Source organism: Mycolicibacterium neworleansense (assembly GCF_001245615.1).
Taxonomy (GTDB): domain Bacteria; phylum Actinomycetota; class Actinomycetes; order Mycobacteriales; family Mycobacteriaceae; genus Mycobacterium; species Mycobacterium neworleansense.
Genome location: NZ_CWKH01000001.1, coordinates 2,045,419 through 2,065,952, shown reverse-complemented (window position 1 = coordinate 2,065,952; position 20,534 = coordinate 2,045,419). Strand labels below are relative to the sequence as shown.

The following is a 20,534-nucleotide window of genomic DNA, read 5'->3' as shown; positions in this document are numbered from 1 at the left end:
AGAATCTGAAATGAATCTAGTGTCAACGGAGGCCTTGGATGAAACGAGCACGGGTGGCCGGAGATTCTGCCGGGCCGGAGCCGGCGGACTACGTGGTTGTGGGATCGGGTAGCGCAGGGGCGATTGTGGCCCGGCGACTGGCCGACACCGGTGCGACAGTCACCCTGATCGAGTCGGGCCGCCGGCGACGTGGCCCGCTGGTAACGGTTCCCGGCATGTGTGGAGCAATCCACGCGGTCACCCCGCTGCAGCGGCTGGTCACCTGGCCTGCTTACAGCGTCCCGCAGCGACATATGAACGGCCGCAAGCTTCCCCAGTCGCATGGGCGGGTACTCGGTGGCGGAAGCGTGATCAACGGAATGGCATTCGTGCGCGGACATCGACAGAACTACGACGATTGGGCTGCCGATGGAGCCAAGGGCTGGGCGTTCTCCGACGTGCTGCCATCCTTCCGCCGCCTGGAGAGTTTCGAGGACGGCCCCAGCGAGCTGCGCGGCGGACACGGACCCATTGCCGTGGAGCGGGCCACGGGTCTGGCCGGCGTCACCGAAAGCTACATGGCCGCGCTGGCGGCGACCGCCGGAGTTGAGATGAATGACGACTACAACGGTGCGCGGCAGGCCGGGGTGGCGCCGATACAGCAGAGTGCCTGCGCCGGCCGCAGAGTGGGGACCGATCGCGGGTATTTGTGGGATGCGCCAACCAATCTGCGCGTGCTCACCGGCGTGACCGCGACCCGGGTGCTGGTACACAACGGCCGCGCCACGGGTGTGGAGTTGGCTGCCGGTCGCAAGCGGGCACCGATCGGCGTTGCCCGCGCGAATCGCGAGGTGATCGTCAGCGCCGGGTCGCTCGGTTCGCCGCGACTTCTGATGCTCTCCGGCGTCGGCCATGCAGCGCACCTGCGTGAGCATGGGATCACGGTGGTCGCGGACGTGCCGGTGGGTGACAATCTGCACGACCACTTGTTCGTGCCGCTGTCCTACCAGGCCCACGGTGGGCGCAGCGCTTCTCCACTGAGTTTCGCGACCGTCGCTGCGCGGGAATACGCGCGTCCGAGATCGACGTATCTGGCGCACACGCTGTTCGAGGCGGTCGCGTTCGTTGACAGCGGAACGCGCCGCGGCAGCGACGTTCCGGACTTGCAGATGTTCATCCTTCCGATGGGCTATCCGGAGAATCAGGATCAGCCGGGCCTGCACCTGCCGGTGGATTCGGCGCTGTCATTGACGCTGCTGCCGACGATGATCTATCCCGAGAGCCGCGGGACCCTGCGCTTGGCCTCGACTGATCCCTTTGCCGCGCCACTGATCGACCCCAACTATCTGGCCGAACCTCGAGATCTGGCGACCCTGGTGGCCGGCATGGAGTTGGTGCGCGAAACACTGACACATCCGGCGTTCTCGCGTGAGGTAGGTCGTGAGGTGCTGCCGGGGTCCGATGTGAAGGCCGCCGGCCTGGTGGACTTCGTACGGCGCAACGCATCTGGCGTCTATCACCCTGTCGGGACATGCCGGATGGGAACTGATGACCGGGCGGTGGTCGATCCCTCGCTGCGGGTGAGGGGCGTGGAGGGGCTCCGGGTGGCCGACGCCTCGGTCATGCCGAGCATCGTTGGGGGCAATACGAATGCCGCGTCGATGATGATCGGCGAGCACGCCGCCGAACTGATCCTCGCCGGCTGATACCCGTCAGTTGTGCGGCGGGTCTGCCAGGTAGACATCGAGCAGCTGCCGAAGGCTCGCGCCGACAGCCTGGTCATCGGTCAGTGGGGCGATGATGGCGGCCTCGGCGGCCTCGCGCAGCGGCAGACCGGCCTCGGTGAGGCGGGCGGCGGCAACCAGGACCCGGGTCGAGGCCACCTCCCGCAGCCCCGCCGTGTCAAGACGCCGAATGGCCTGCGCAAGGCGGACCAAGTCTTGTGCGGTGTGGGCGTCGGCGCCGCTTTCGCGTTGCACGATGGCGATCTCCACGTCTGGCTCCGGATAGCCGAATTCGATCGCGACCATGCGCTGCCGCGTGGAATCCTTCAGGTCATTGAGAACACTTTGATAGCCAGGGTTGTAGGAGACGACAAGGCAGAATTGCGGTGCGGCAGTGACGGTTTCACCGAGGCGTTCGATGGGGAGTGTTCGCCGGTGATCGGCGAGGGGGTGAAGCACGACAGTGGTGTCCTGGCGAGCCTCGACCACCTCGTCGAGGTAGCAGATCGCGCCGGTGCGTACCGCGCGCGTCAGTGGCCCATCGACCCATTCGGTTTGCCCGCCGCGCAGCAGGAATCGTCCAACGAGGTCGGCGGTGGTCAGGTCGTCGTGGCATGAGACGGTGATGAGCGGCCGCCCCATGTCGTGGGCCATCGCCTCGACGAATCGTGTCTTTCCGCATCCTGTCGGTCCCTTGAGCAACACCGGAAGTTGTTGTCGGAACGCCGCGGTGAACACCCGCTCTTCATTGCCGACGGCGTGGTAGAAGGGCCGCTGCGTCGGCGGGGTAGGAGCGGGTGTCGCCACATCGACGGGTGTGGGCATCGGGATGCTGATCCTCTCGTGATTAGCGGGGTCTGCGTCGGACATCGGCGGTGCGCAACGCCGTTCGAGTCAGGCGGACAATGACCGATGCGAGCTGGTCGGGCAGGGGAACCGCGGCGTGCGCGGCAGTGCCGAAGACATGTCGAAGATCCTCGCCGGAACCAGTGGCGCCGACAGTCAGGCACAGACATCCGGTACCGCGACCACGTGCTTCGGCGAGGGCTCGCCGAACGTCTCGGGCACCGTGATCGAGGTCGTATCCGTGGTCGAACGCAAGCCCGTCCGAGACCACCACCAGCAGGCGCCGGGAGGTGTGACCGCCTTGCTCGATGATGTTGGCGCCGTGCCGGATTGCCGCGCCCAGTCGCGAATATCCCGATGGCTGCACGCGGTCCAGACGGTTGAGCAGCGGCTGCTCGCTGTGTTCGGCAAAAGTCTTCAACGCGGTCAACCGGACGTTGTGGCGACCGTGCGAGGAGAAGGCATACACCGCGACTCGGTCGCCGAGTCGATGCATGGTCGTGGCCAGCGCGGCCACGGTTGCCCGTTGGTGATCGTGAACGGCAACCCGCCCCATGCCGGGCTCGGCGGTGGACCCGGAGACGTCAAGCAGAATCAGCGCCGCCAGGTCCCGCCGGTTACGAATAGTCGCGAGGTAGAACGACTCGTCGGGGTCGCGTGCGGCGAGTACGCCGATCTGATTTTCGATGGCGGCATCGATGTCGATGTCGTCTCCGTAGGGCTGCCGGTGGCCGATCTCGGCTCCAGTTCCCAGGCGAGACAGCGGCCGTCGCAGACCCAGCTCGGCTGCGGTCACCGAACAGCCAGCGTGATTGTCGGGTTCGATGACCCGCACTGTGCACCAGTTGGGTCGGTAGCTCTCGATCCTCGAATCCCACTCGGGATATCGAAACAGTTTGTCCGGATGGGAAATACCAGGTTCGTCCGCGACTGGCCCTGCCATGGACAGGGTTGAGCCGGTGCGGCCCACCACGCTCGCACTTGGTCTGCAATCACCGCCGATCGGCCCGTCCTCGTCGGTAAGACCTGCGCCGCGCATCATTGCCCTCAGGAGGCGCCCAATCAATGTGGAGCCGTTCCCGGCCGCGAACAAGGAGGAGTCGTCGGGCATCCGGGCCTGCGGTACAGGCTGTGTCGGCCTGTCATCGGTCGCGGACCGCTCAACATCGCTGCTGTCACCGAGGGACGCGTTGGGCCCCACCGCGCCCACCGAATCTCTGCGCCGTGCCGACAGTATCTCTCGTGGCCGCAGTGTCCCCAGATAGAGTCCGAACTCTGGTATGGCCGCACGGGTTCGGGCCAGCGCCAGAGAACTGGCCGGTGAGTCGCTGAGCGCCGCAGCGTCGTCACAGATCATGTAGGTCAGCGACCGCGGCAATAGACCCCGCAGTCCGGCGACCGCGCGTGGACCCTCGATGCACAGGAAGCGACGGCGTAATCTGCTGCGCCACACCAGCGGCCGCAGGACTTCGCCCGCCAGGCTGCCGGCGCCGATCAGTGCGGCGTGGACCACCACCGCTTCGATGGCGCGTTGCTTATCTTGCGTAGGATCAACGACGATCGTGTGACCATCGGACCAGGCGGGCTCATCGGGTCTGCCGGCGACCACTTCGATGCGGCGGCCGGCGACGGCAGACGCGAGCATGCCGTACAGGTGAGGTGCGCGGTCGTTCTCTGGCCCGACCCCAGCCGAGGTCACTGGGAATTGCAGCGGTCGGACTCCACTGTGATGTCGGTTGGCCTGCCGTCGGGCTGACCGATCTGCCAGGTGCTCGCCTCACCGGCGGTGAACGGTCCCGGGGCACCCTGGGCTTCGTAGTAACCGCGCGGATCCCAGGTCTTGGCTTGTGGGTATGGCCACGGGCAGGCCACAGTAGACGCGGCGCCCGTCGCGCGCACGAGCCAGAAGGTCGAACTGAAACTGATCATCGCGACATTGAGGACGAGTGTCATCACCAGGAACGTGGCGAGTTTGGGGTGGCGGCGGTGCAGGTGCAGTCGCTGAGCGATCTTGTCCGCCTGAGTCTTTCCGGTGTCGTCGCGATAGAGCAGCACCGATGCCGGGATCATGATGATCGTAATGAGCACGCTGGCCATCAACAGCGGAAACTGACTGTACTTGCCCACATCGATCGAGCCGAATTCGATGACATGGGTATAGGTCAGGAACTGAGCCCGCGTCAGCAAGATCTCTTGGGCGGCATCCCAGACGACGCCGATGAGGAACGTCAGCACGGCGATCGAGACCAGCGGGTGACGCCATACGAAGCCCTTCGGGTCGCTGCGGCGCTGAAGGGCGCGCAGGATCGGCATGGCCAGGAAGTAGGGGAGCAGCACGTAGGGCGAGTAGATGAAGGACGTCAGCGGTTCGATGATCGGAGAGATGTTGAACCACGGCCAATCTCGGGGAAAGTGCCACATCTTCGGGTTGTAGACCAACCCGATGGCCCAGTTGTTGATCGGGTCCCACCACAACAGGGTGCTGGTGGCGATGACCATGAGTACGACCGGATGACCGGGCTGACGTCGCCAAGCCACCACCGATGCGATGAGGATGCCGACGGCGAGAAGCGCGCCCAATATCTGTCCCCAGAACACCCAATCAAAGGGGTACAACAGCGGTTCCACCGGCGGTGGCTTACCTAACCCATCTGGATTCGCGTTCTCCGGTGATACCGGGCCGTGTTTCTCCGCACTTGCCAGAACGACGATCGCCAGCGCGACGGCGACGGTCCAGCCGATCCAGCCCTTCCAACGCGCCTTCACGGACGGGCGCGTGCCGTCGTCGGCGCCCGTGGGTTTATCGACACGAATCGGTGGCTCCATGACACTCCGTGCTGTTTCACCGCGACCGTTGTTGACGCGTGAGACGAATCTCGCCTCAGTGGAGGACGATAGCGCACATTGTTCAGATTATGAACTATTTTGACGCGAGGCTCTGGTGGGGGGCGGGCGGGTATCGTATGGCAGCGTGACCGACACCATTGGCGCTGCTGACGATGCCGACATCGTCGACTTCCTCGGCGCCGTCATGGACGTTCAACGCATGCTTTCAGCACTCACCATCCCCGTGGCTCACGAGTACGCCATCTCTGAACGCGGCTTGGGCATCGTGTTCCTGGTCCATGCCGGGCTCGACCGCCCCGGTTTGCTGCACGAATACCTCAATGTTTTGCCCAGCACGATCACCTCAGACATCGACAAGCTCATCACCGCGGGGCTGCTGCGCCGGACACCGTCGAAAACCGACCGGCGAGTCACCCGAATCGAGGTGACGCCGCGCGGCGCGGACGTGCAGCAGGAGTCATTGCGCCGCCTGCATGAGTTCTTCCGCGCGAAGGTGGCCGGTGTCGCCCTCGAAGAGCTTCATGACTGCATCGCCACTCTTCGCAAGCTGAGCGGCGTGCCGCAGTCTCCAGTTCCCAACCCGCTGCGGTAAAGCCCGCACCGTTGACCTGGATGGGCTGCCCCAGAATTCGTGCCTACCCAGAGCGCGCGAGTTCGGACATCTGCTACGGCGTCTCGGTGATGTCGACGATCGCCGCGGTACAGCGCCATCAAGGCGTAATGCCTGATTGCCCACTCTGAGACCGAGGAGTGTCGCTCAGGGATAGCGCACGCGCAGCGTAGCGGGCCATATGCCGGCCGCGCAGCGCCGTGGCGTTCGTGCCTGCCAGTCGCTTTCGGACCACGTCGACCACATAGGTGAGCACGATTCCGACGAGCAGTGCGGCCAGCACACCGAGCACTCGGTGGTCACCGAACAGCGGATAGACCTGGTAATGCGTGAGGTAGATGAAGAGTGAGGCCTCGGCGAGTACCCCGCACCCGATCGCCACCCCGGCCGGACAGCGCACCGAGGGCAACCAGATCAACAGCGCGAACCCTGCCAGCACCAGCGTTTCCCGACCGCTGTTGGCGAAGTAGCCGTGCACGCCGACCGCCAGCACCACCGTGACGAGTACCCGCTGCCATGTGGTCGTTGCCTTGGCCGCCGCCCATCCGGCCGCGAAGAACCAGAACGCCAGCACCGTGAACCAGGCCTCCCGGCCCAGGCCGAAACCCGGTAGGTCATAACGCAACACCAGCCCCAGGGCCAGGAACACCGCGGCGAAACCGAATGGGCGCCGGCGCTCCAATCGGTCGGCGCCCGGCAATGCGCACACCGCGGTCAGCGCCACCAGGATCCAGACCAGCACCTCGACGAACCACAGCCGCCCGGCGGTCATGCTGTCGGGCGGCCCGAGAAATTTGTTGGCCAGTAGAAGATTCGACGCGTGATAGTCGTCGGTGAGGACCAGTGCGACGGCCACCCAGACGATGGCAGGCGCCGCGATCCAGGCGATCGTGTTGCGCAGGTGCCGTAACCGGGTCGACCGCGGTACCGGTGTCAGGCAGAACCGGCCGAAGTTGTAACCGGCCACCCCGAGCAGGATGTGCGCGCCACCCCACAGCGCGAACAGTTCGGCGTGCGAGCCGACGATGAGCACGATGGCCGCGGCGCGCAGCGCGACGCTGGTTTCCACGGTTGCCCAGCGGCTCGGCCGGGCCGCACAGCTACGCTCCAGATCGCGCAGCGCCATCCGGTGCCAATCTTTCGGCAGCTGTCCCAGCGCGCGTTCCAGCCGAACCGACATCGCCACGTATGACAGCGAATTTCCACCCAGGTCGATGAAGCTGTCGTCGGGGTCGATGCATTGGACCGGTATATGCAGCACCTCGGCGAACAAGGCCTTCAGATCCGCGACATCGGTGGCCGGTGGTTCGGCGGCGAGCGTGCGTACCGCTGCGTAGTCGGGTTTGCCAGAGATCAGCCTGGGCAATTCCGGAACCACCGTGGCGCGCACCGACCCGGCCGGAATGTCGGCCAGGGCGGCGGTCAACTGCCGAACCTCGTCGGTGCTCGCCTTACCCGTGTCCACGGCGGCGACGGCGAGAGCGTCGCCATCGTCCGTGCACAGCGCCGTCACTCCGCGTTCGGCAAGGCCGCGTTGCACCCGGTCCAGGTCGATGCGCAGTCCGAACAGCTTCACGAATCGTCCGCTGCGGCCGATGATCTCGTACAGGCCTTCGGGCGTGCGTCGTGCGATGTCGCCGGTGCGCAGTTCCTCGATCGTGGCCCCGAGGGCCAGATCCGCCGGCCGCTGCGCATATCCCAGCATCACATTGGCGCCGCGGTAGACCAGTTCACCCGTGCCGTCGGCCCAGCCGTCACCAGAGCGGATGGACAGGCTGCCGCCTGGGATCGGATGTCCGATGGCTTCGGGATGTGCCAGGGCCAATTCCGGTGGCAGATAGGCCATTCTGGCGGTGGCTTCGGTGGCCCCGTACATCACGAACAGCTGCCAGCCACGGCGTTGCCCCAGTGCGGCGAAGCGGCGCACCTGATCGGGCGCCATCCGCCCACCCGCCTGGGTGATGTAGCGCAGGTGGGGCAGGTGCAGGGTGTCGAAGCCGATGTGGTCCAGCAGGTCGAACGTGTGGGGCACCCCGGCGAAGGTGGTGGCCCGGTGCCGGGTGAACAGGTCCCAGAACTCGTCTTCCACCACCGAGCGATCCGTGAGGATCAGGCCCGCACCGCGCAGCAGGTGGCTGTTGACCACCGAAAGCCCGTAGCAGTAGGAGATCGGCAAAGTGGTTGCAGCCCGGTCGGTTTCACCGATATCGAGATATTCGGCGATGGCGGCGGCGTTGCTGGCCAGGTTGGTGTGGGAGAGGCGGACCAACTTCGGTGACCCGGTGCTGCCCGAGGTCGACATCAGGAGTGCGAGGTCGTCGTGCAGGCGGTGGGTGCTGTGGGTGTTTCGATGGTGGATGCCCTCGGCGTCGATCACGGTATCGGGGCGGTACGTCTGCAGGATCGTGCGGTGATCACCGCGCGCGGGTAACGGCAGGCTTACGTGCCCACCGGCGAGCGCGCCCAGATAGTGCACCAGGGTGTCAAGGTCGTTGCGTGCCTTGAGAAGCACGAGCCGGCGTTCCGGCCCCAGCGCCGCTGCGGCCTGCGACACGAGATCGGCGAGGGCCGCGTAGCTGACCTGTTGGGCTTCGGTCACCACCGCGATCCGGTCGCCGTGGGCCAGTAACTCCTCGACGACGCGGTTCACGGCAATGCCGTCCCCGTGCCCCGCACGTCGATCCGGACCTTGGTGTCGCGGGCGGGCGGATTCAGGCTGTGCTGCCGCACGACGATGGGCTCACCGGCAGCGGGCGGCTCGATGGTGAGCAGCACATCGTGTCCGAGGAACTCGGTGGCGACCACGGTCCCCACGGGGGCGGCCGCGTCGACATCGCCCGCGCAGTCCGAGATCGCCGTGGCGACAAGCTGTTCGGGCCTCAGCACCAGCGTGCAGGGCCCGTCGGGGGCGCCGGCCTGCACCGGTATCCGGCCCAGTGCGCACAGGGCCCACCCCGAGGTGACGGTGCCTGCCACCGTGATGCAATCCCCGAGGAACTCGGCGGTGAACCGGTCGGCGGGTTGGCGGTACACGTGCTCGGGCGTTCCTACCTGGGTGAACCGACCTTCGCGCATCACCGCGACCTGATCGGAGATCGACAGTGCCTCCTCCTGGTCGTGCGTCACGATCAGTGTGGTCACCCCGGTATCGGACAGCGCCTGGGCCACCGACTTGCGGGTGGCGGCGCGCAGACCGGTGTCCAGGGCGCTGAACGGCTCGTCGAGCAACATCACCACCGGCCGCCGGGCCAGCGCCCGGGCCAGTGCCACCCGCTGCTGCTGACCGCCGGAGAGCTGGTGCGGCCGGCGATCGGCGAACGAGGAATCCAGGGACACGGTGTCCAGGAGTTCGCCGACCCGGGCTCGTGCGGCGGCCCCGCGCTCAGGCAAACCGTAGGCGACGTTTTGGGCCACCGTCAGGTGCGGGAACAGCGCACCGTCCTGCGCCACGTAACCGATATCGCGACGATGCGGGGCGACAGTGTTTGTGGGACCGGCCATCTCACGTCCGCCGATGGTCACGGTGCCGGCGTCGGGGGATTCGAAGCCGGCGATGACCCGCAGCAGTGTGGTCTTGCCGCAGCCGGAAGACCCGACCACCGCGGTGATGGTGCCCGGCGTCAGGGACAGGTCGATGCCGTCGAGCACCGCAGCGCCGTTGAAGGCCTTGCGAAGTCCACGTACCTGCAGGACATCGTCGGTCACAGGGCAGCCACCTTCGTCGACTGGCGCAACAGCATCAGGGTCACGGGTACGGACATGGCGATCAGCATCAGCGCGTAGGGTGCCGCTGCCGCGTAATCCAGTTCGCTGGACAGCGACCAGAACCGCATGGCCAGCGTTCGAGTGCCGGTTGGTGCCAGCAACAGCGTCGCGGTCAATTCCGTTGCCACGGCTACGAATACCAGTGAAGCACCGGCGGCCGCGGCCGGAGCGGTCAACCGCAGGGTGACACGCACGAACGTCCGCGTGGGTGAGGCGCCCAGTGAGCGCGAGGCCTCTTCCACCGACGGCGGCACCTGTGCCAGGCCCGAGCGCAGGCTGACCAGAGCCCGCGGCAGGAACAGCAGTACATAGGCACAAATCACCAGTGCCGCGGACTGGTAGAGCGGTGGCGCGTAGTGGATCACAACCGTGACCAGGGCCAGAGCGGTGACGATGCCGGGCATCGAGCTCGTGATGAAGTTGGCGCCCTCGATCGAGCGGGCCAGCAGACCGCTGTAGCGGACGGCGACCCAGGCGAACGGGAAGGCCAGCACGGTGGTCAGGACGGCGGCCACGGCGGCCAGGGCGGCGGTCTGGGCCAGTGCCGTGCCCATCTGCGTCGGCTCCCACACCTGCGTGCCGCCGATCCAGAGCCACCGCGTCAGCGTCCACAGCGGTACCCCCAATGCCAACACGGCCAGACTCAGCAGCCCAGCGGTGGCCGGTAACCTGCCGCGCCCCAACCGCATCGGCGCGGCGGAGCGTTGCGCGCCGGCACCCACCCGGGCAAACCGGGCATTGCCGCGGGCCGCGGCCTCGGTGACCAGCAACAGCAGGCACAGCAACACGAGTACCGCGGCCAGCGTCGCGCCGGCGGCACCGTCGAACGTGGCTTGGAACTGTTCGAAGATCGCGGTGGTGAAGGTCGAGAAGCGGATCATCGCGAACGCGCCGTACTCGGCCAGCAGGTGGACCCCGATCAGCAGGGCGCCGCCCAGGATCGCCAGACGCAGCTGCGGCAGCACCACCCGAAAGAACACCCCGGCGGATCCGGAACCCAGCGCACGCGCAGATTCCTCCAGTGCCGGATCGATCCGGCGCAGCGTCGCCGCGGCGGGCACGTAGACGAACGGGAAGTAGGACAGCGTCGCGATCAGCACCCCTGCCGACATCCCGTGCAACGAGGGCACGACACTGACCCAGGCGTAGCTGTTGACGAACGCGGGCACGGCCAGCGGTGCGACGAACACCGGTCGCCACCATGTGCGGCCCGGCAGATCGGTGCGCTCAACCAGCCAGGCCGCACCGACTCCGAGCATCACGCACACCGGCACCGTGACCACCACCAGGCCCACGGTGTTGAGCAGCAGCTCTCCGACACGGGGCCGCACCACGAGCTCGAGCACCCGGGCCGGACCGGTGGTGATCACCGACCAGCCGACGTAGGCCAGCGGGATGAAAGTGGCGGCCAGGAGCAGCACCACGGCCGTGCTCAGCACCGGCCCCGGTCTGGCGCCTGCGGAGCGCTGCGTGACCGGCTGAGCCGACGGTGCTTCTGTGGCGATCAATTACAGCAAGCCGGCTTTCGTCATCAGATCGGTGACCTTGGCGGCATCGAGATTGGAGGGGTTGACCGCGGGCGCCTGTAGCGTGTCCAACGGCGGCAGGGCCGGGTTGGCGGCGATGCCGCTGGCGACCGGGTATTCGAACGACGTGCCTTTCTGCAGCACCTCCTGGCCGGCCTTACCGGTGATGAACCGGACGAACTGCTGGGCCTGGTCCTGCTTCTTGCTCGATTTCAGGACGCCGCCGCCGGAAATGCTGACGAACGCGCCGGGATCTTCGTTCTTGAAGTAATGCAAGGCGGTGTTGCCGCTGATCTCCTTGGTCTTGGACTGATCGCGGAACCAGTAGTAGTGGTAGATGATTCCACCGTCCACCTGGCCGTCGTTGACGGCGCGCAAAGTGGCGATGTTGTCTTGGAGCACAACGGCATTGGCCTTCAAACCGGCCAGCCACTGGGCGGTGGCCTGCTCACCGGTCAGCTCCAGCATGGCCGCCACGATCGCCTGGAAATCCGCCTTGGCCGGCGGGGCACCCCAACGCCCCTTCCATTGCGGCTGCTGGAGATCCATGATCGAGCGGGGCAGCTGCTCGGCGGGCAACTTGGCCTTGTTGTAGACGAATACCGTCGAGCGTGCCGCCACGCCGGTCCACTTGCCCGATGACGGCCGGAACTGGGCCGGGACCTGATCGAGGGTCTGCTGTTGGACGTCGGCGAACAGTCCGGCGCGCTCGACTGCCGCCATCGCCGGGGAGTTCTCGGTGAGGAACACGTCGGCCGGGGAGGCGGCGCCCTCGGCCACCAGCTGATTGCCCAGCTCGGTGTCACCGCCCTGCCGGTAGGTGACCTTGATGCCGGTCTCCTTGGTGAACGCGTCGATCCACTCCTTGGTGAGCGACTCGTGCTGGGCGTTGTAGATCAGCAGCTCGTCAGACTCCGAACCGGAGCAGGCGACCATGCCGGTCGCGACAGCGACGGCAGACAGAACTACAGCAACCCGGCGGCTCCAACGTGTGCGCATCGAGTGACCCTTTCGGCGTTAGCTGAGCATCACCTAAGAACACTACCGGGGTGGGCTCGCCGAGAGAGCTGCAACGATCCACTGCCTGTGGATGAAAGCGACGCTGGGGATAACCGAGCCTGACGGAGCCGAGGCTGTCGGACCGTGTCCGCACGGTGTGGACATGAGTTCTCTGACACGGGCCGAGATCGGCGCACTGGGTGAACAGCTGGCCGTCGAGCATCTGGCGGCCCAGGGATTGCACATGCTGACGCGCAACTGGCGCTGTCGTTACGGCGAACTGGATGTGATCGCCGAGGAGGTCGCCACGAACACAGTGGTGTTCGTCGAGGTGAAGACCCGCACCGGGGACGGTTTCGGTGGGCTCGCCGAAGCGGTCACGGTCCAGAAGGTGCGCCGCATCCGTCGGCTGGCGGCGCTGTGGCTGGCCGAGCAGGAGGCCCGGTACGCCGCGCTGCGCATCGACGTGATCGGGGTGCGCATCGGACGTCGCCGCGAACCGGAGCTGGCACATCTCAAGGGGGTGGGTTGAAATGGGTTTGGGCAGAGCCTATTCGGTTGCCGTGCGTGGGATCGACGGCGTGATCGTGGAGATCGAGGCGGACATCACCTCGGGGCTGCCCAGCGTGAACTTGGTGGGGCTGCCCGACACCGCGTTGCAGGAGTCTCGGGACCGGGTGCGGGCCGCGATCACCAACTGCGGCAACACGTGGCCGATGTCGCGCCTGACATTGGCGTTGTCACCGGCCACCTTGCGCAAGGTCGGTTCGGTCTACGACTTGGCCTTGGCAGCTGCCGTGCTCTCGGCGCACACCAAGACGGCCTGGGCGCGGCTGGAGAAGTCGGTGCTGCTCGGCGAACTTGCGCTCGACGGCCGCGTCCGTCCGGTCCACGGTGTGCTGCCTGCGGTCCTGGCCGCCAAGCAGGAGGGCTGGCCCAGGGTGGTGGTACCCGAAGACAATTTGGCCGAGGCCAGCCTGGTCGACGGTATCGAGGTGTGCGGGGTACGGACGCTTCGGCAGCTACAGGCCTGGCTCGACGGAAAGGGAATCCTGCAGGCCAGGGTCGCGGCGCCGGGCTGCGCACCGGAGCCGATCGCGGACCTCGCCGACGTGGTCGGGCAGGCCAAGGCACGCTACGCCGTCGAGGTGGCGGCGGCCGGTGCCCATCACCTGATGCTCACCGGTCCGCCCGGGATCGGGAAAACCATGTTGGCGCAACGGCTTCCCGGGCTGTTGCCGCCGCTGTCACCCGTCGAGTCGCTTGAGGTGACGGCCGTTCATTCCGTGGCGGGGTTGTTGGCGGGGGCCACACCGCTGATCACCCGGCCGCCGTTCGTGGCACCGCACCACACCTCCAGCGTTGCGGCCCTGGTCGGCGGCGGCAGCGGATTCGCCCGGCCGGGAGCGGTAAGCCGAGCCCACCGCGGCGTGCTGTTTCTCGACGAGTTCGCCGAGTTGGGCTCAAGTGCCCTGGAAGCGTTGCGAACTCCTCTGGAGGACGGTGAGATTCGGTTGGCGCGCCGTGACGGGGTGGCGACCTACCCGGCCCGTTTCCAACTTGTGCTGGCGGCCAACCCGTGCCCGTGCGCACCGCCCAATTCGGCCGACTGCGTGTGTTCGGCCCAAGCCAAACTGCGGTATCGCAGCAAGCTGTCGGGGCCACTGGTGGACCGCGTCGACCTGCGGGTAGAGCTCTACCCGGTCACCGCGGGGGCGTTCATGCCGCAGTCGGGCGAGTCCAGCGCTGTGGTGCGTGAGCGCGTCGCCGCCGCGCGCCTCGCCGCCCGGGAACGGTGGAAACCGTATGGGATCGGGACCAACGCCGAGGTCAGCGGCCCGCTGCTGCGGCGTGAATTCCGGCTGCCGAAAGCAGCGATGGAGCCGTTGCGATCCGTGCTCGACCGTGGGGTGATCAGCATGCGCGGTGCCGACCGGTGTTTGAAGGTCGCCTGGACTTTGGCTGATCTGGCCGGGCGGACCATGCCCGCCCAAGAGGACGTCGCCGCGGCGTTGAGCTTCCGGCAGGCCGGGGATATGCCATGACTGACGAGTTGCGCCGGGCCTGGGCGTATCTGTCGCGGGTGGCCGAGCCGCCGTGCCCGCAGTTGACCGCGTTGGTCACGCAGGTGGGTCCGGTCGAGGCGGCCGGACGGGTCAAGGCCGGTCAGGTCGAGGACGAGTTGCTGGTCCGGGTCGAGGCGCGTCGGGAATTCGATTGTGCGGCAGATGACCTGGATGTCCTGGACAGGATGGGCGGGCGGCTGATCACCCCCGATGACGAGGAATGGCCGCTGCTGCGATTTCGGGCGCTGCGCGGCGACAAGGAACTCAACCGCCCGAATGGTCATCCTCCGCTGGTGTTGTGGGCCGCCGGGCCCGTACGCCTTGACGAAGCGACCGACCGTGCCGCGGCGATCGTGGGCACCCGTGCGGCCACTGCCTACGGCGAGCACGTGGCTGCCGAACTGGCCGCCGGATTGGTCGAACGCGAGGTGGCGGTGGTTTCCGGCGGTGCCTACGGTATCGACGGGGCGGCGCATCGCGCCGCGCTGGCATGCGAGGGCGTGACGGTCGCGATCGTGGCCGGCGGCATCGACAATCCGTACCCCGCGGGTCACAGCACTCTGTTCCACCGGATTCGCCAGGACTGCGTGCTGGTCAGCGAGTACCCGCCGGGAACGCCGCCGGGCCGGCTACGTTTCCTCACCCGTAACCGGTTGGTGGCCGCCCTCTCCGGGGCAACGGTGGTGGTGGAGGCCGGGTTGCGCAGCGGGGCGGCCAGCACCGCGTCATGGGCCAAGGCGATGGGGCGCTCGGTGTGCGCGGTGCCGGGTCCGGTGACCTCGGCGGCCTCGGCCGGCTGTCACGCACTCCTTCAGAACGGCGCGCATCTGGTCGGCCGGGCCGAGCAGGTCGTCGAACTCGTCGGCCAGATAGGTGAACTGGCGCCCGAGCAGCCTCATCCGACTGCGCTGCTCGACGAGCTCGCGCCGGCCGAGAAACAGGTGTACGACGCGTTGCCCGCGCGCGGTGCCCACACCGTGGACGAGATCTCGATGCTCGCTGCGCTGCCGCCGCATCAGGTCCTGGGGCCGCTGACGATGCTGGAACTCGCCGGACTGGTGGAGAGCGTCGACGGATGCTGGCGCATCGTGCGCCGGCGCCGGGCCCGGTCCGCATAAATGTCCCCGGCGTCAAGGTCGGCGGGATTGGCGCCGATCTGCTGCCGGGCGTGCCGACCCGGTGTTAATTTGCCTCCATCGAGTGAGCTCACGACCCAGGCGCGCTGTCGCACCGTAACGGCGGTGCGTCGGGGTAGGGGGAGGGTTCGACATGAGCACAGCCGCTGACCGCGCCGCCCAGTTGGCATTGGTCGCTCGCCTCAAGTCGGCATATACGGAACTGCCCGACGCGCCGACGCCGGACCTGCTCGACCATGACCGCTTCACCGCCTACATGAAACCGGTGCACGATGTCGGCGGGGAGCCGGACGCCCCGATGAAGTACGAGAACAAGGACTATGAGTACTGGGAGCACATGACGTATGTCATCTGCGAAGTCCTTGCCTGGCGGGGTATTTGGCTGTCGGAGGAACGGCGCCGGATGGGTAACGTCGACGTCGGGCGCGCGGTCTATCTGGGCTTCCCGTACTACGGCCGGTGGCTCCTGTCGGTCGCGCGGGTCCTCGTGGAGAAGCATCACATCGGCTTGACCGAACTGTCCGAACGGATGGCCGAAGTTCAGGAGCGCTACGCCGGCGGACTGGCCGGTAAGCGCCTTGAGGCCAGGCCGAAGTGCCAAGGCGACGGTTCGGACGTCAAGCGCAACAGCCACATCGTGCACGCCAAGGGCAAAGGCGACCCACAGGTGTATGCCGGCCGGGCCGGGGAGCCGAAGTTCAAGGTGGGGGATTCGGTGCTGGTGCGTGAGCTGCCGGTGCTGTTCTACACCCGCACCCCCGAATACGTCCGCGGTGCGCGCGGTGAGATCGCCGCGGTGGCATACGAAAGCCCGGCAGCAGAGGACGAGACCTGGGACCGGACCGATGCCACACCCGAATGGTTCTACGTCGTCAGCTTCACCATGGCGCAGTTGTGGGACGGCTACACCGGAACGGCCACCGACACGTTGAGAACCGAGATTCCCGAGCACTGGCTGCAGGCAGCCGGCTGACCTCTACCGCCTATCAGGCTCTGAGACGAAGGGCGCACCATGGCAGAGCACGACCATGATCACGATCACGAGCGCACCGTCAAACCGATGGTCGACGAGATCACCGACTTCGAGGTACTGGAGATCGCCCTACGCGAACTGTGTATCGAGAAAGGGATTTTCACCGCCGAGGAGCATCGACTCTTCACCGAGTTCGCCGAGCAGATCGGTCCGACCCCCGCCGCCCGGCTGGTCGCCCGGGCCTGGCTGGACCCCGACTTCAAACAGCTGGCCGCCGCGGAGCCGATGACGGCCAGCAAGGAGGTCGGCGTCGACTGGCTGGAGCCCACCGGATTCGGCACCCCCAGCGACTTCACCGCATTTCAGATTCTCGAAGACACCCCGACCGTGCACCATGTGATCGTCTGCGCGCTCTGCTCGTGTTACCCACGCCCGATTCTCGGCAACTCGCCCGAGTGGTACCGGACCCCGAACTACCGGCGCCGGCTGGTGCGTTGGCCCCGGCAGGTGCTCGCCGAATTCGGGCTGTATCTGCCCGACACCGTCGACGTGCGCGTCCAGGATTCGAACCAGAAGCATCGGTTCATGGTGATGCCGATGCGTCCCGAGGGCACCGACGGCTGGACCGAGGATCAGCTGACCGAGATCATCACCCGCGACTGCCTCATCGGCGTCGCACTGCCCAGGGCCGGGGTGACCACCAACGTCATCACCGACACCCGGCCCGCGACGCACCCCGCCGGCGAATAAGGGGGACCGGTGAACGCATCGCATGATCCGACGCCACTCGGGGATGACCCGATCCCGACACTCGCCCGGATCGTGGAACGCAATCAGGTCTGGCCGCTGATGGCGGCCAAGTACGGCGTCGAAAACCTGGTCCCGCCGTGGAAGACCAGCCTCGACGGTTTCTGTGACGCGCTCGACCGCGCTGCCTGCGGCACCGGGGTTCCCGACTTCAAACAACGACGCGACGAGGAAGACCAACTGTCGGCCACCGTATATGCCGACCTGCCGTATCCCGAGAACCAGCTCGTCGCCCTCGCGCATTCGCTGGTGGCTCGGGGCGTGATCACCGAAACCGAGCTGCAGGAGCGGCTGGCTGCGGTGCGAAGGAGGCTCGAAGCCTGATTCACGTAGCACCCAGGCCGGCCGGTGGTCTCCGTATAGTCGATGAGGTCGGCTAACAAACGAGCGGCAGATGATCTTGGAGGCGCACCATGGCAGGACGACCCGTGCACACCTTTCAGGTGGTGCATCGCGAGCAGTTGACCGACCACATCGTCCGGTTGGTGCTGGGCGGATCGGGCGAGGGCACGGGCTTCGACACGTTCTCGCCCAACGACTTCAGCGATGCCTATGTCAAACTCGTCGTCGTTCCGGCGAATGTGGATGTGTCGGCGCTCCCGAAACCCTTGACACTGGACAGCTTTCAGGAGTTGCCCGCCGAACAACGACCGACTGTGCGTACTTACACGGTGCGCAAGTTCGACACGGAGCGTGGCGAGATCACCATCGACTTCGTCGTGCACGGTGAGCAGGGTGTGGCCGCACCCTGGGCCGCGTCGGCGGTACCGGGCCAACCTGCCTACCTGATGGGGCCCAGTGGTGCCTACAACCCCGACCCGGCCGCCGACTGGCACCTGCTGGCCGGTGACGAATCGGCGCTGCCGGCCATCGGTGCCGCCCTGGAGGCCTTGCCCGCCGACGCGATCGGCAAAGTTTTCATCGAGGTGGCCGACTCGCATGACGAAGTCCAACTCACCGCCCCCGCCGGCGTCGAGGTCAACTGGATCCACCGGGGTGGCCGCGCCGACCTGGTTGGTGACGACCATTCCGGAGACAACGCGCCGTTGATCGCCGCCGTGAAGGACGCTACCTGGCTGCCGGGTCAGGTGCAGGTGTTCATCCACGGTGAGGCGCAGGCCGTCATGCACAACCTGCGTCCCTACATCCGTAAGGAACGCGGCGTCGCCGCGAAATGGGCCGCCTCAATCTCGGGGTACTGGCGTCGCGGGCGTACCGAGGAGACTTTCCGGCAATGGAAGGCCGAGTTGGCAAAAGCCGAGGCCGACACCGCCGGCTGAGACCGGGTGCGAGGTCCCGGACGGCTCCGGGATGGCAAGGTAGCCGTCATGGCATACGGCGATTACCAACTCGAGATCTACCTGCAGGGGCTGTCCGGCGTGCTGCCGACCATGCCGATGGACTACGCGGGACTGGAGGCCAAAGCCCAAGCCGCCATGCCGGCCTCGATCTGGTCCTATGTGGCCGGAGGAGCCGGCGACGAACGCACCCAGCAGGTCAACCGCACCGCATTCGACCGATGGGGTCTGATGCCGCGCATGTTCAACGCCCACCGGGACCGAGACCTCTCCGTCGACCTGTTCGGGCTCAAGCTGCCGTCGCCGTTGTTCATGGCGCCGATCGGGGTGCTCGGCATCTGCGGGCAGGACGGTCACGGAGATCTGGCCGGTGCCCGCGCCGCCGCGCGTACCGGGGTGCCGATGGTGCTGTCCACCCTGACCGAGGACCCGCTGGAAGACGTCGCCGCCGAATTCGGTGACACCCCAGGTTTTTTCCAGCTGTACACACCGACCGACCGGGATCTGGCGGCCAGCCTGGTGCAACGCGCCGAGAAGGCCGGGTTCAAGGGCATCGTCGTCACGCTCGACACCTGGGTGCCGGGCTGGCGTCCCCGGGATCTGGCCACCTCGAACTTCCCGCAGCTGCGCGGCAAGTGCCTGGCCAACTACACCAGCGACCCGGTGTTCCGGGCCGGCCTGCAACAGCCGCCCGAGGAGAACCCGCAGGCCACCGTTCTGCGCTGGGTCAGCCTGTTCGGCAATCCGCTCACCTGGGACGACCTACCGTGGCTGCGGTCACTGACCAAGCTGCCGCTGATCCTCAAGGGGATCTGCCACCCCGATGACGTCCGCCGGGCCAAGGACGGTGGCGTCGATGGCATCTACTGCTCCAATCATGGTGGGCGCCAAGCCAACGGCGGCCTGCCCGCGATCGACTGCCTGCCCGGTGTGGTGGAGGCCGCCGACGGGCTGCCCGTGTTGTTCGACTCTGGGATCCGCAACGGCGCCGACATCGTCAAGGCGCTGGCGCTGGGGGCCACCGCGGTCGGCGTCGGCCGGCCGTATGCCTACGGGCTGGCGCTGGGTGGGGCCGACGGAATCGTGCATGTGCTGCGGTCGCTGCTCGCCGAGACCGATCTGATCATGGGAGTCGACGGGTATCCGACACTGGCCGATCTCACGCCTGAGGCACTGCACCGGGTCGACTGACCGTCTCGTCACGCTGGAGTGGCGCTGGGAGATGGCAGCCACTCCAGCGTGACAAAGAAACGCAAAATCCCAGGTGAACGCCTCTGGCGTGTGATTATTCATCGGTGTAGCATTTTCCTTCATGAGTGTAGAAACCGCCCGCGGGAGGGCCGCCCACCTGGGGCCCGAGCGGCGGCGCCCCCAGGTGCTCGATGCGGCCCTGGCGATTGCCGTGACCGACGGGGTCGCGGCGGTCACGATCGGCGCGGTGGCGCAGCGACTCAAGGTCACCCGGCCGGTGGTGTACTCGTGCTTTCCCGACCGGGTGGAATTGCTGAGGGCCTTGCTTGAGCGGGAGTTGACGCTGCTGGTCCAGGGGGCGATCGACGCGCTGCCCTACGGCCGCGCGGATGCCGACGAGGCCGTCTTCATCGAGGGTTTCCAGGCGTTGCTTGAGACAGTCGCCGGCCGGCCCGATTCCTGGCGGCTGGTAATGAGCGCCGACCCGGACCCGGCCGTGGCCAAACACTTCCGAAACGGCCGCGCGCTGATGATCGGCAAGGTCTCCCGACGGCTGGCACCCACTTTGGAACGGTGGGGCACCACCGATGCCGACAAGAAGCTGCCGGTGCTGGTCGAGCAGTTCGTTTCCATCTGTGAAGGCGCGGTGCGGACCTTGTTGCATGACGACGGAAAAGACTGGACCCCAACCACATTGGGTGAATTCATCGGATCGGCCACCTACCGGGCGTTTCGCGCCGCCTGATCCAGAACAGAGGAGTTGTCAC

The 20,534-nt window shown here is 66.8% G+C and carries 18 protein-coding genes; 11 read left to right on the top strand and 7 right to left on the bottom strand.

All coding sequences use genetic code 11. The features are described 5' to 3' along the window. Window positions 1-38 precede the first annotated feature (38 nt). The gene (locus BN2156_RS09730) at window positions 39-1,685 is read left to right on the top strand and encodes a GMC family oxidoreductase (RefSeq protein ID WP_090512871.1); all 1,647 of its coding nucleotides are present in this window, start codon (window positions 39-41) and stop codon (window positions 1,683-1,685) included. Window positions 1,686-1,691: 6 nt separating this feature from the next. On the opposite strand, the gene BN2156_RS09725 is transcribed toward BN2156_RS09730, so the two are convergent. Genes BN2156_RS09725 through BN2156_RS09715 form a run of 3 tightly spaced genes read right to left on the bottom strand, consistent with a single transcriptional unit; the run spans window position 1,692 to window position 5,375 of the window. After that, window positions 1,692-2,528, bottom strand: a complete 837-nt coding sequence (locus BN2156_RS09725; protein WP_090515714.1) for a CbbQ/NirQ/NorQ/GpvN family protein — start codon at window positions 2,526-2,528, stop codon at window positions 1,692-1,694. Between the two features lie 22 nt (window positions 2,529-2,550). After that, window positions 2,551-4,194: a nitric oxide reductase activation protein NorD gene (locus tag BN2156_RS09720; protein WP_131725149.1), complete on the bottom strand. Its 1,644-nt coding sequence runs from the start codon at window positions 4,192-4,194 to the stop codon at window positions 2,551-2,553. A gap of 50 nt (window positions 4,195-4,244) precedes the next feature. After that, window positions 4,245-5,375: a spirocyclase AveC family protein gene (locus tag BN2156_RS09715; protein ID WP_090512867.1), complete on the bottom strand. Its 1,131-nt coding sequence runs from the start codon at window positions 5,373-5,375 to the stop codon at window positions 4,245-4,247. 145 nt (window positions 5,376-5,520) lie between these two features. Between BN2156_RS09715 and BN2156_RS09710 the strand changes: the two genes are divergently transcribed. After that, window positions 5,521-5,988: a MarR family winged helix-turn-helix transcriptional regulator gene (locus tag BN2156_RS09710; protein WP_090512863.1), complete on the top strand. Its 468-nt coding sequence runs from the start codon at window positions 5,521-5,523 to the stop codon at window positions 5,986-5,988. Between the two features lie 118 nt (window positions 5,989-6,106). On the opposite strand, the gene BN2156_RS09705 is transcribed toward BN2156_RS09710, so the two are convergent. The 4 genes from BN2156_RS09705 to BN2156_RS09690 form a co-directional block, all read right to left on the bottom strand. Then, window positions 6,107-8,656: an AMP-binding protein gene (locus tag BN2156_RS09705; RefSeq protein WP_090512860.1), complete on the bottom strand. Its 2,550-nt coding sequence runs from the start codon at window positions 8,654-8,656 to the stop codon at window positions 6,107-6,109. Then, window positions 8,653-9,711 carry an ABC transporter ATP-binding protein gene (locus tag BN2156_RS09700; RefSeq protein WP_090512857.1) on the bottom strand — a complete coding sequence of 353 codons (1,059 nt, stop codon included), beginning with the start codon at window positions 9,709-9,711 and terminating at the stop codon, window positions 8,653-8,655. Before BN2156_RS09700 ends, BN2156_RS09705 begins: the two co-directional genes overlap by 4 nt. Then, window positions 9,708-11,210, bottom strand: coding sequence for an ABC transporter permease (locus BN2156_RS09695; RefSeq protein ID WP_235625261.1), 1,503 nt, complete (start codon window positions 11,208-11,210; stop codon window positions 9,708-9,710). Before BN2156_RS09695 ends, BN2156_RS09700 begins: the two co-directional genes overlap by 4 nt. 69 nt (window positions 11,211-11,279) lie before the next feature. Next, window positions 11,280-12,296, bottom strand: a complete 1,017-nt coding sequence (locus tag BN2156_RS09690) for an iron ABC transporter substrate-binding protein (RefSeq protein WP_090512852.1) — start codon at window positions 12,294-12,296, stop codon at window positions 11,280-11,282. A 163-nt stretch (window positions 12,297-12,459) separates the two neighbouring features. On the opposite strand from BN2156_RS09690, the gene BN2156_RS09685 reads away from it, so the two are divergent. The 9 genes from BN2156_RS09685 (at window position 12,460) to BN2156_RS09645 (ending at window position 20,512) form a co-directional block, all read left to right on the top strand. Further along, window positions 12,460-12,828 (top strand): YraN family protein, encoded by a 369-nt coding sequence (locus tag BN2156_RS09685; RefSeq protein ID WP_162490760.1) that lies wholly within the window; start codon window positions 12,460-12,462, stop codon window positions 12,826-12,828. 1 nt (window position 12,829) lies between these two features. Continuing rightward, complete coding sequence (locus BN2156_RS09680; RefSeq protein ID WP_090512847.1) at window positions 12,830-14,341, top strand: YifB family Mg chelatase-like AAA ATPase; 1,512 nt, start codon at window positions 12,830-12,832, stop codon at window positions 14,339-14,341. Then, the gene (dprA, locus tag BN2156_RS09675; RefSeq protein WP_090512844.1) at window positions 14,338-15,480 is read left to right on the top strand and encodes a DNA-processing protein DprA; all 1,143 of its coding nucleotides are present in this window, start codon (window positions 14,338-14,340) and stop codon (window positions 15,478-15,480) included. The genes BN2156_RS09680 and dprA overlap by 4 nt, the downstream gene beginning before the upstream one ends. A 151-nt stretch (window positions 15,481-15,631) precedes the next feature. Continuing rightward, window positions 15,632-16,471: an SH3-like domain-containing protein gene (locus tag BN2156_RS09670; RefSeq protein WP_090512842.1), complete on the top strand. Its 840-nt coding sequence runs from the start codon at window positions 15,632-15,634 to the stop codon at window positions 16,469-16,471. Between the two features lie 39 nt (window positions 16,472-16,510). Beyond that, window positions 16,511-17,221 (top strand): thiocyanate hydrolase subunit gamma, encoded by a 711-nt coding sequence (gene scnC / locus BN2156_RS09665; protein ID WP_090512839.1) that lies wholly within the window; start codon window positions 16,511-16,513, stop codon window positions 17,219-17,221. 99 nt (window positions 17,222-17,320) lie between these two features. Continuing rightward, window positions 17,321-17,602, top strand: a complete 282-nt coding sequence (locus tag BN2156_RS09660; RefSeq protein WP_220096220.1) for an SH3-like domain-containing protein — start codon at window positions 17,321-17,323, stop codon at window positions 17,600-17,602. An 89-nt stretch (window positions 17,603-17,691) separates the two neighbouring features. Further along, window positions 17,692-18,558, top strand: coding sequence for a siderophore-interacting protein (locus BN2156_RS09655; protein WP_090512833.1), 867 nt, complete (start codon window positions 17,692-17,694; stop codon window positions 18,556-18,558). A 48-nt stretch (window positions 18,559-18,606) separates the two neighbouring features. Beyond that, the gene (locus BN2156_RS09650) at window positions 18,607-19,767 is read left to right on the top strand and encodes an alpha-hydroxy-acid oxidizing protein (protein WP_090512830.1); all 1,161 of its coding nucleotides are present in this window, start codon (window positions 18,607-18,609) and stop codon (window positions 19,765-19,767) included. A gap of 121 nt (window positions 19,768-19,888) precedes the next feature. After that, the gene (locus BN2156_RS09645; protein ID WP_090512828.1) at window positions 19,889-20,512 is read left to right on the top strand and encodes a TetR/AcrR family transcriptional regulator; all 624 of its coding nucleotides are present in this window, start codon (window positions 19,889-19,891) and stop codon (window positions 20,510-20,512) included. The last annotated feature ends 22 nt before the right edge of the window (window positions 20,513-20,534 follow it).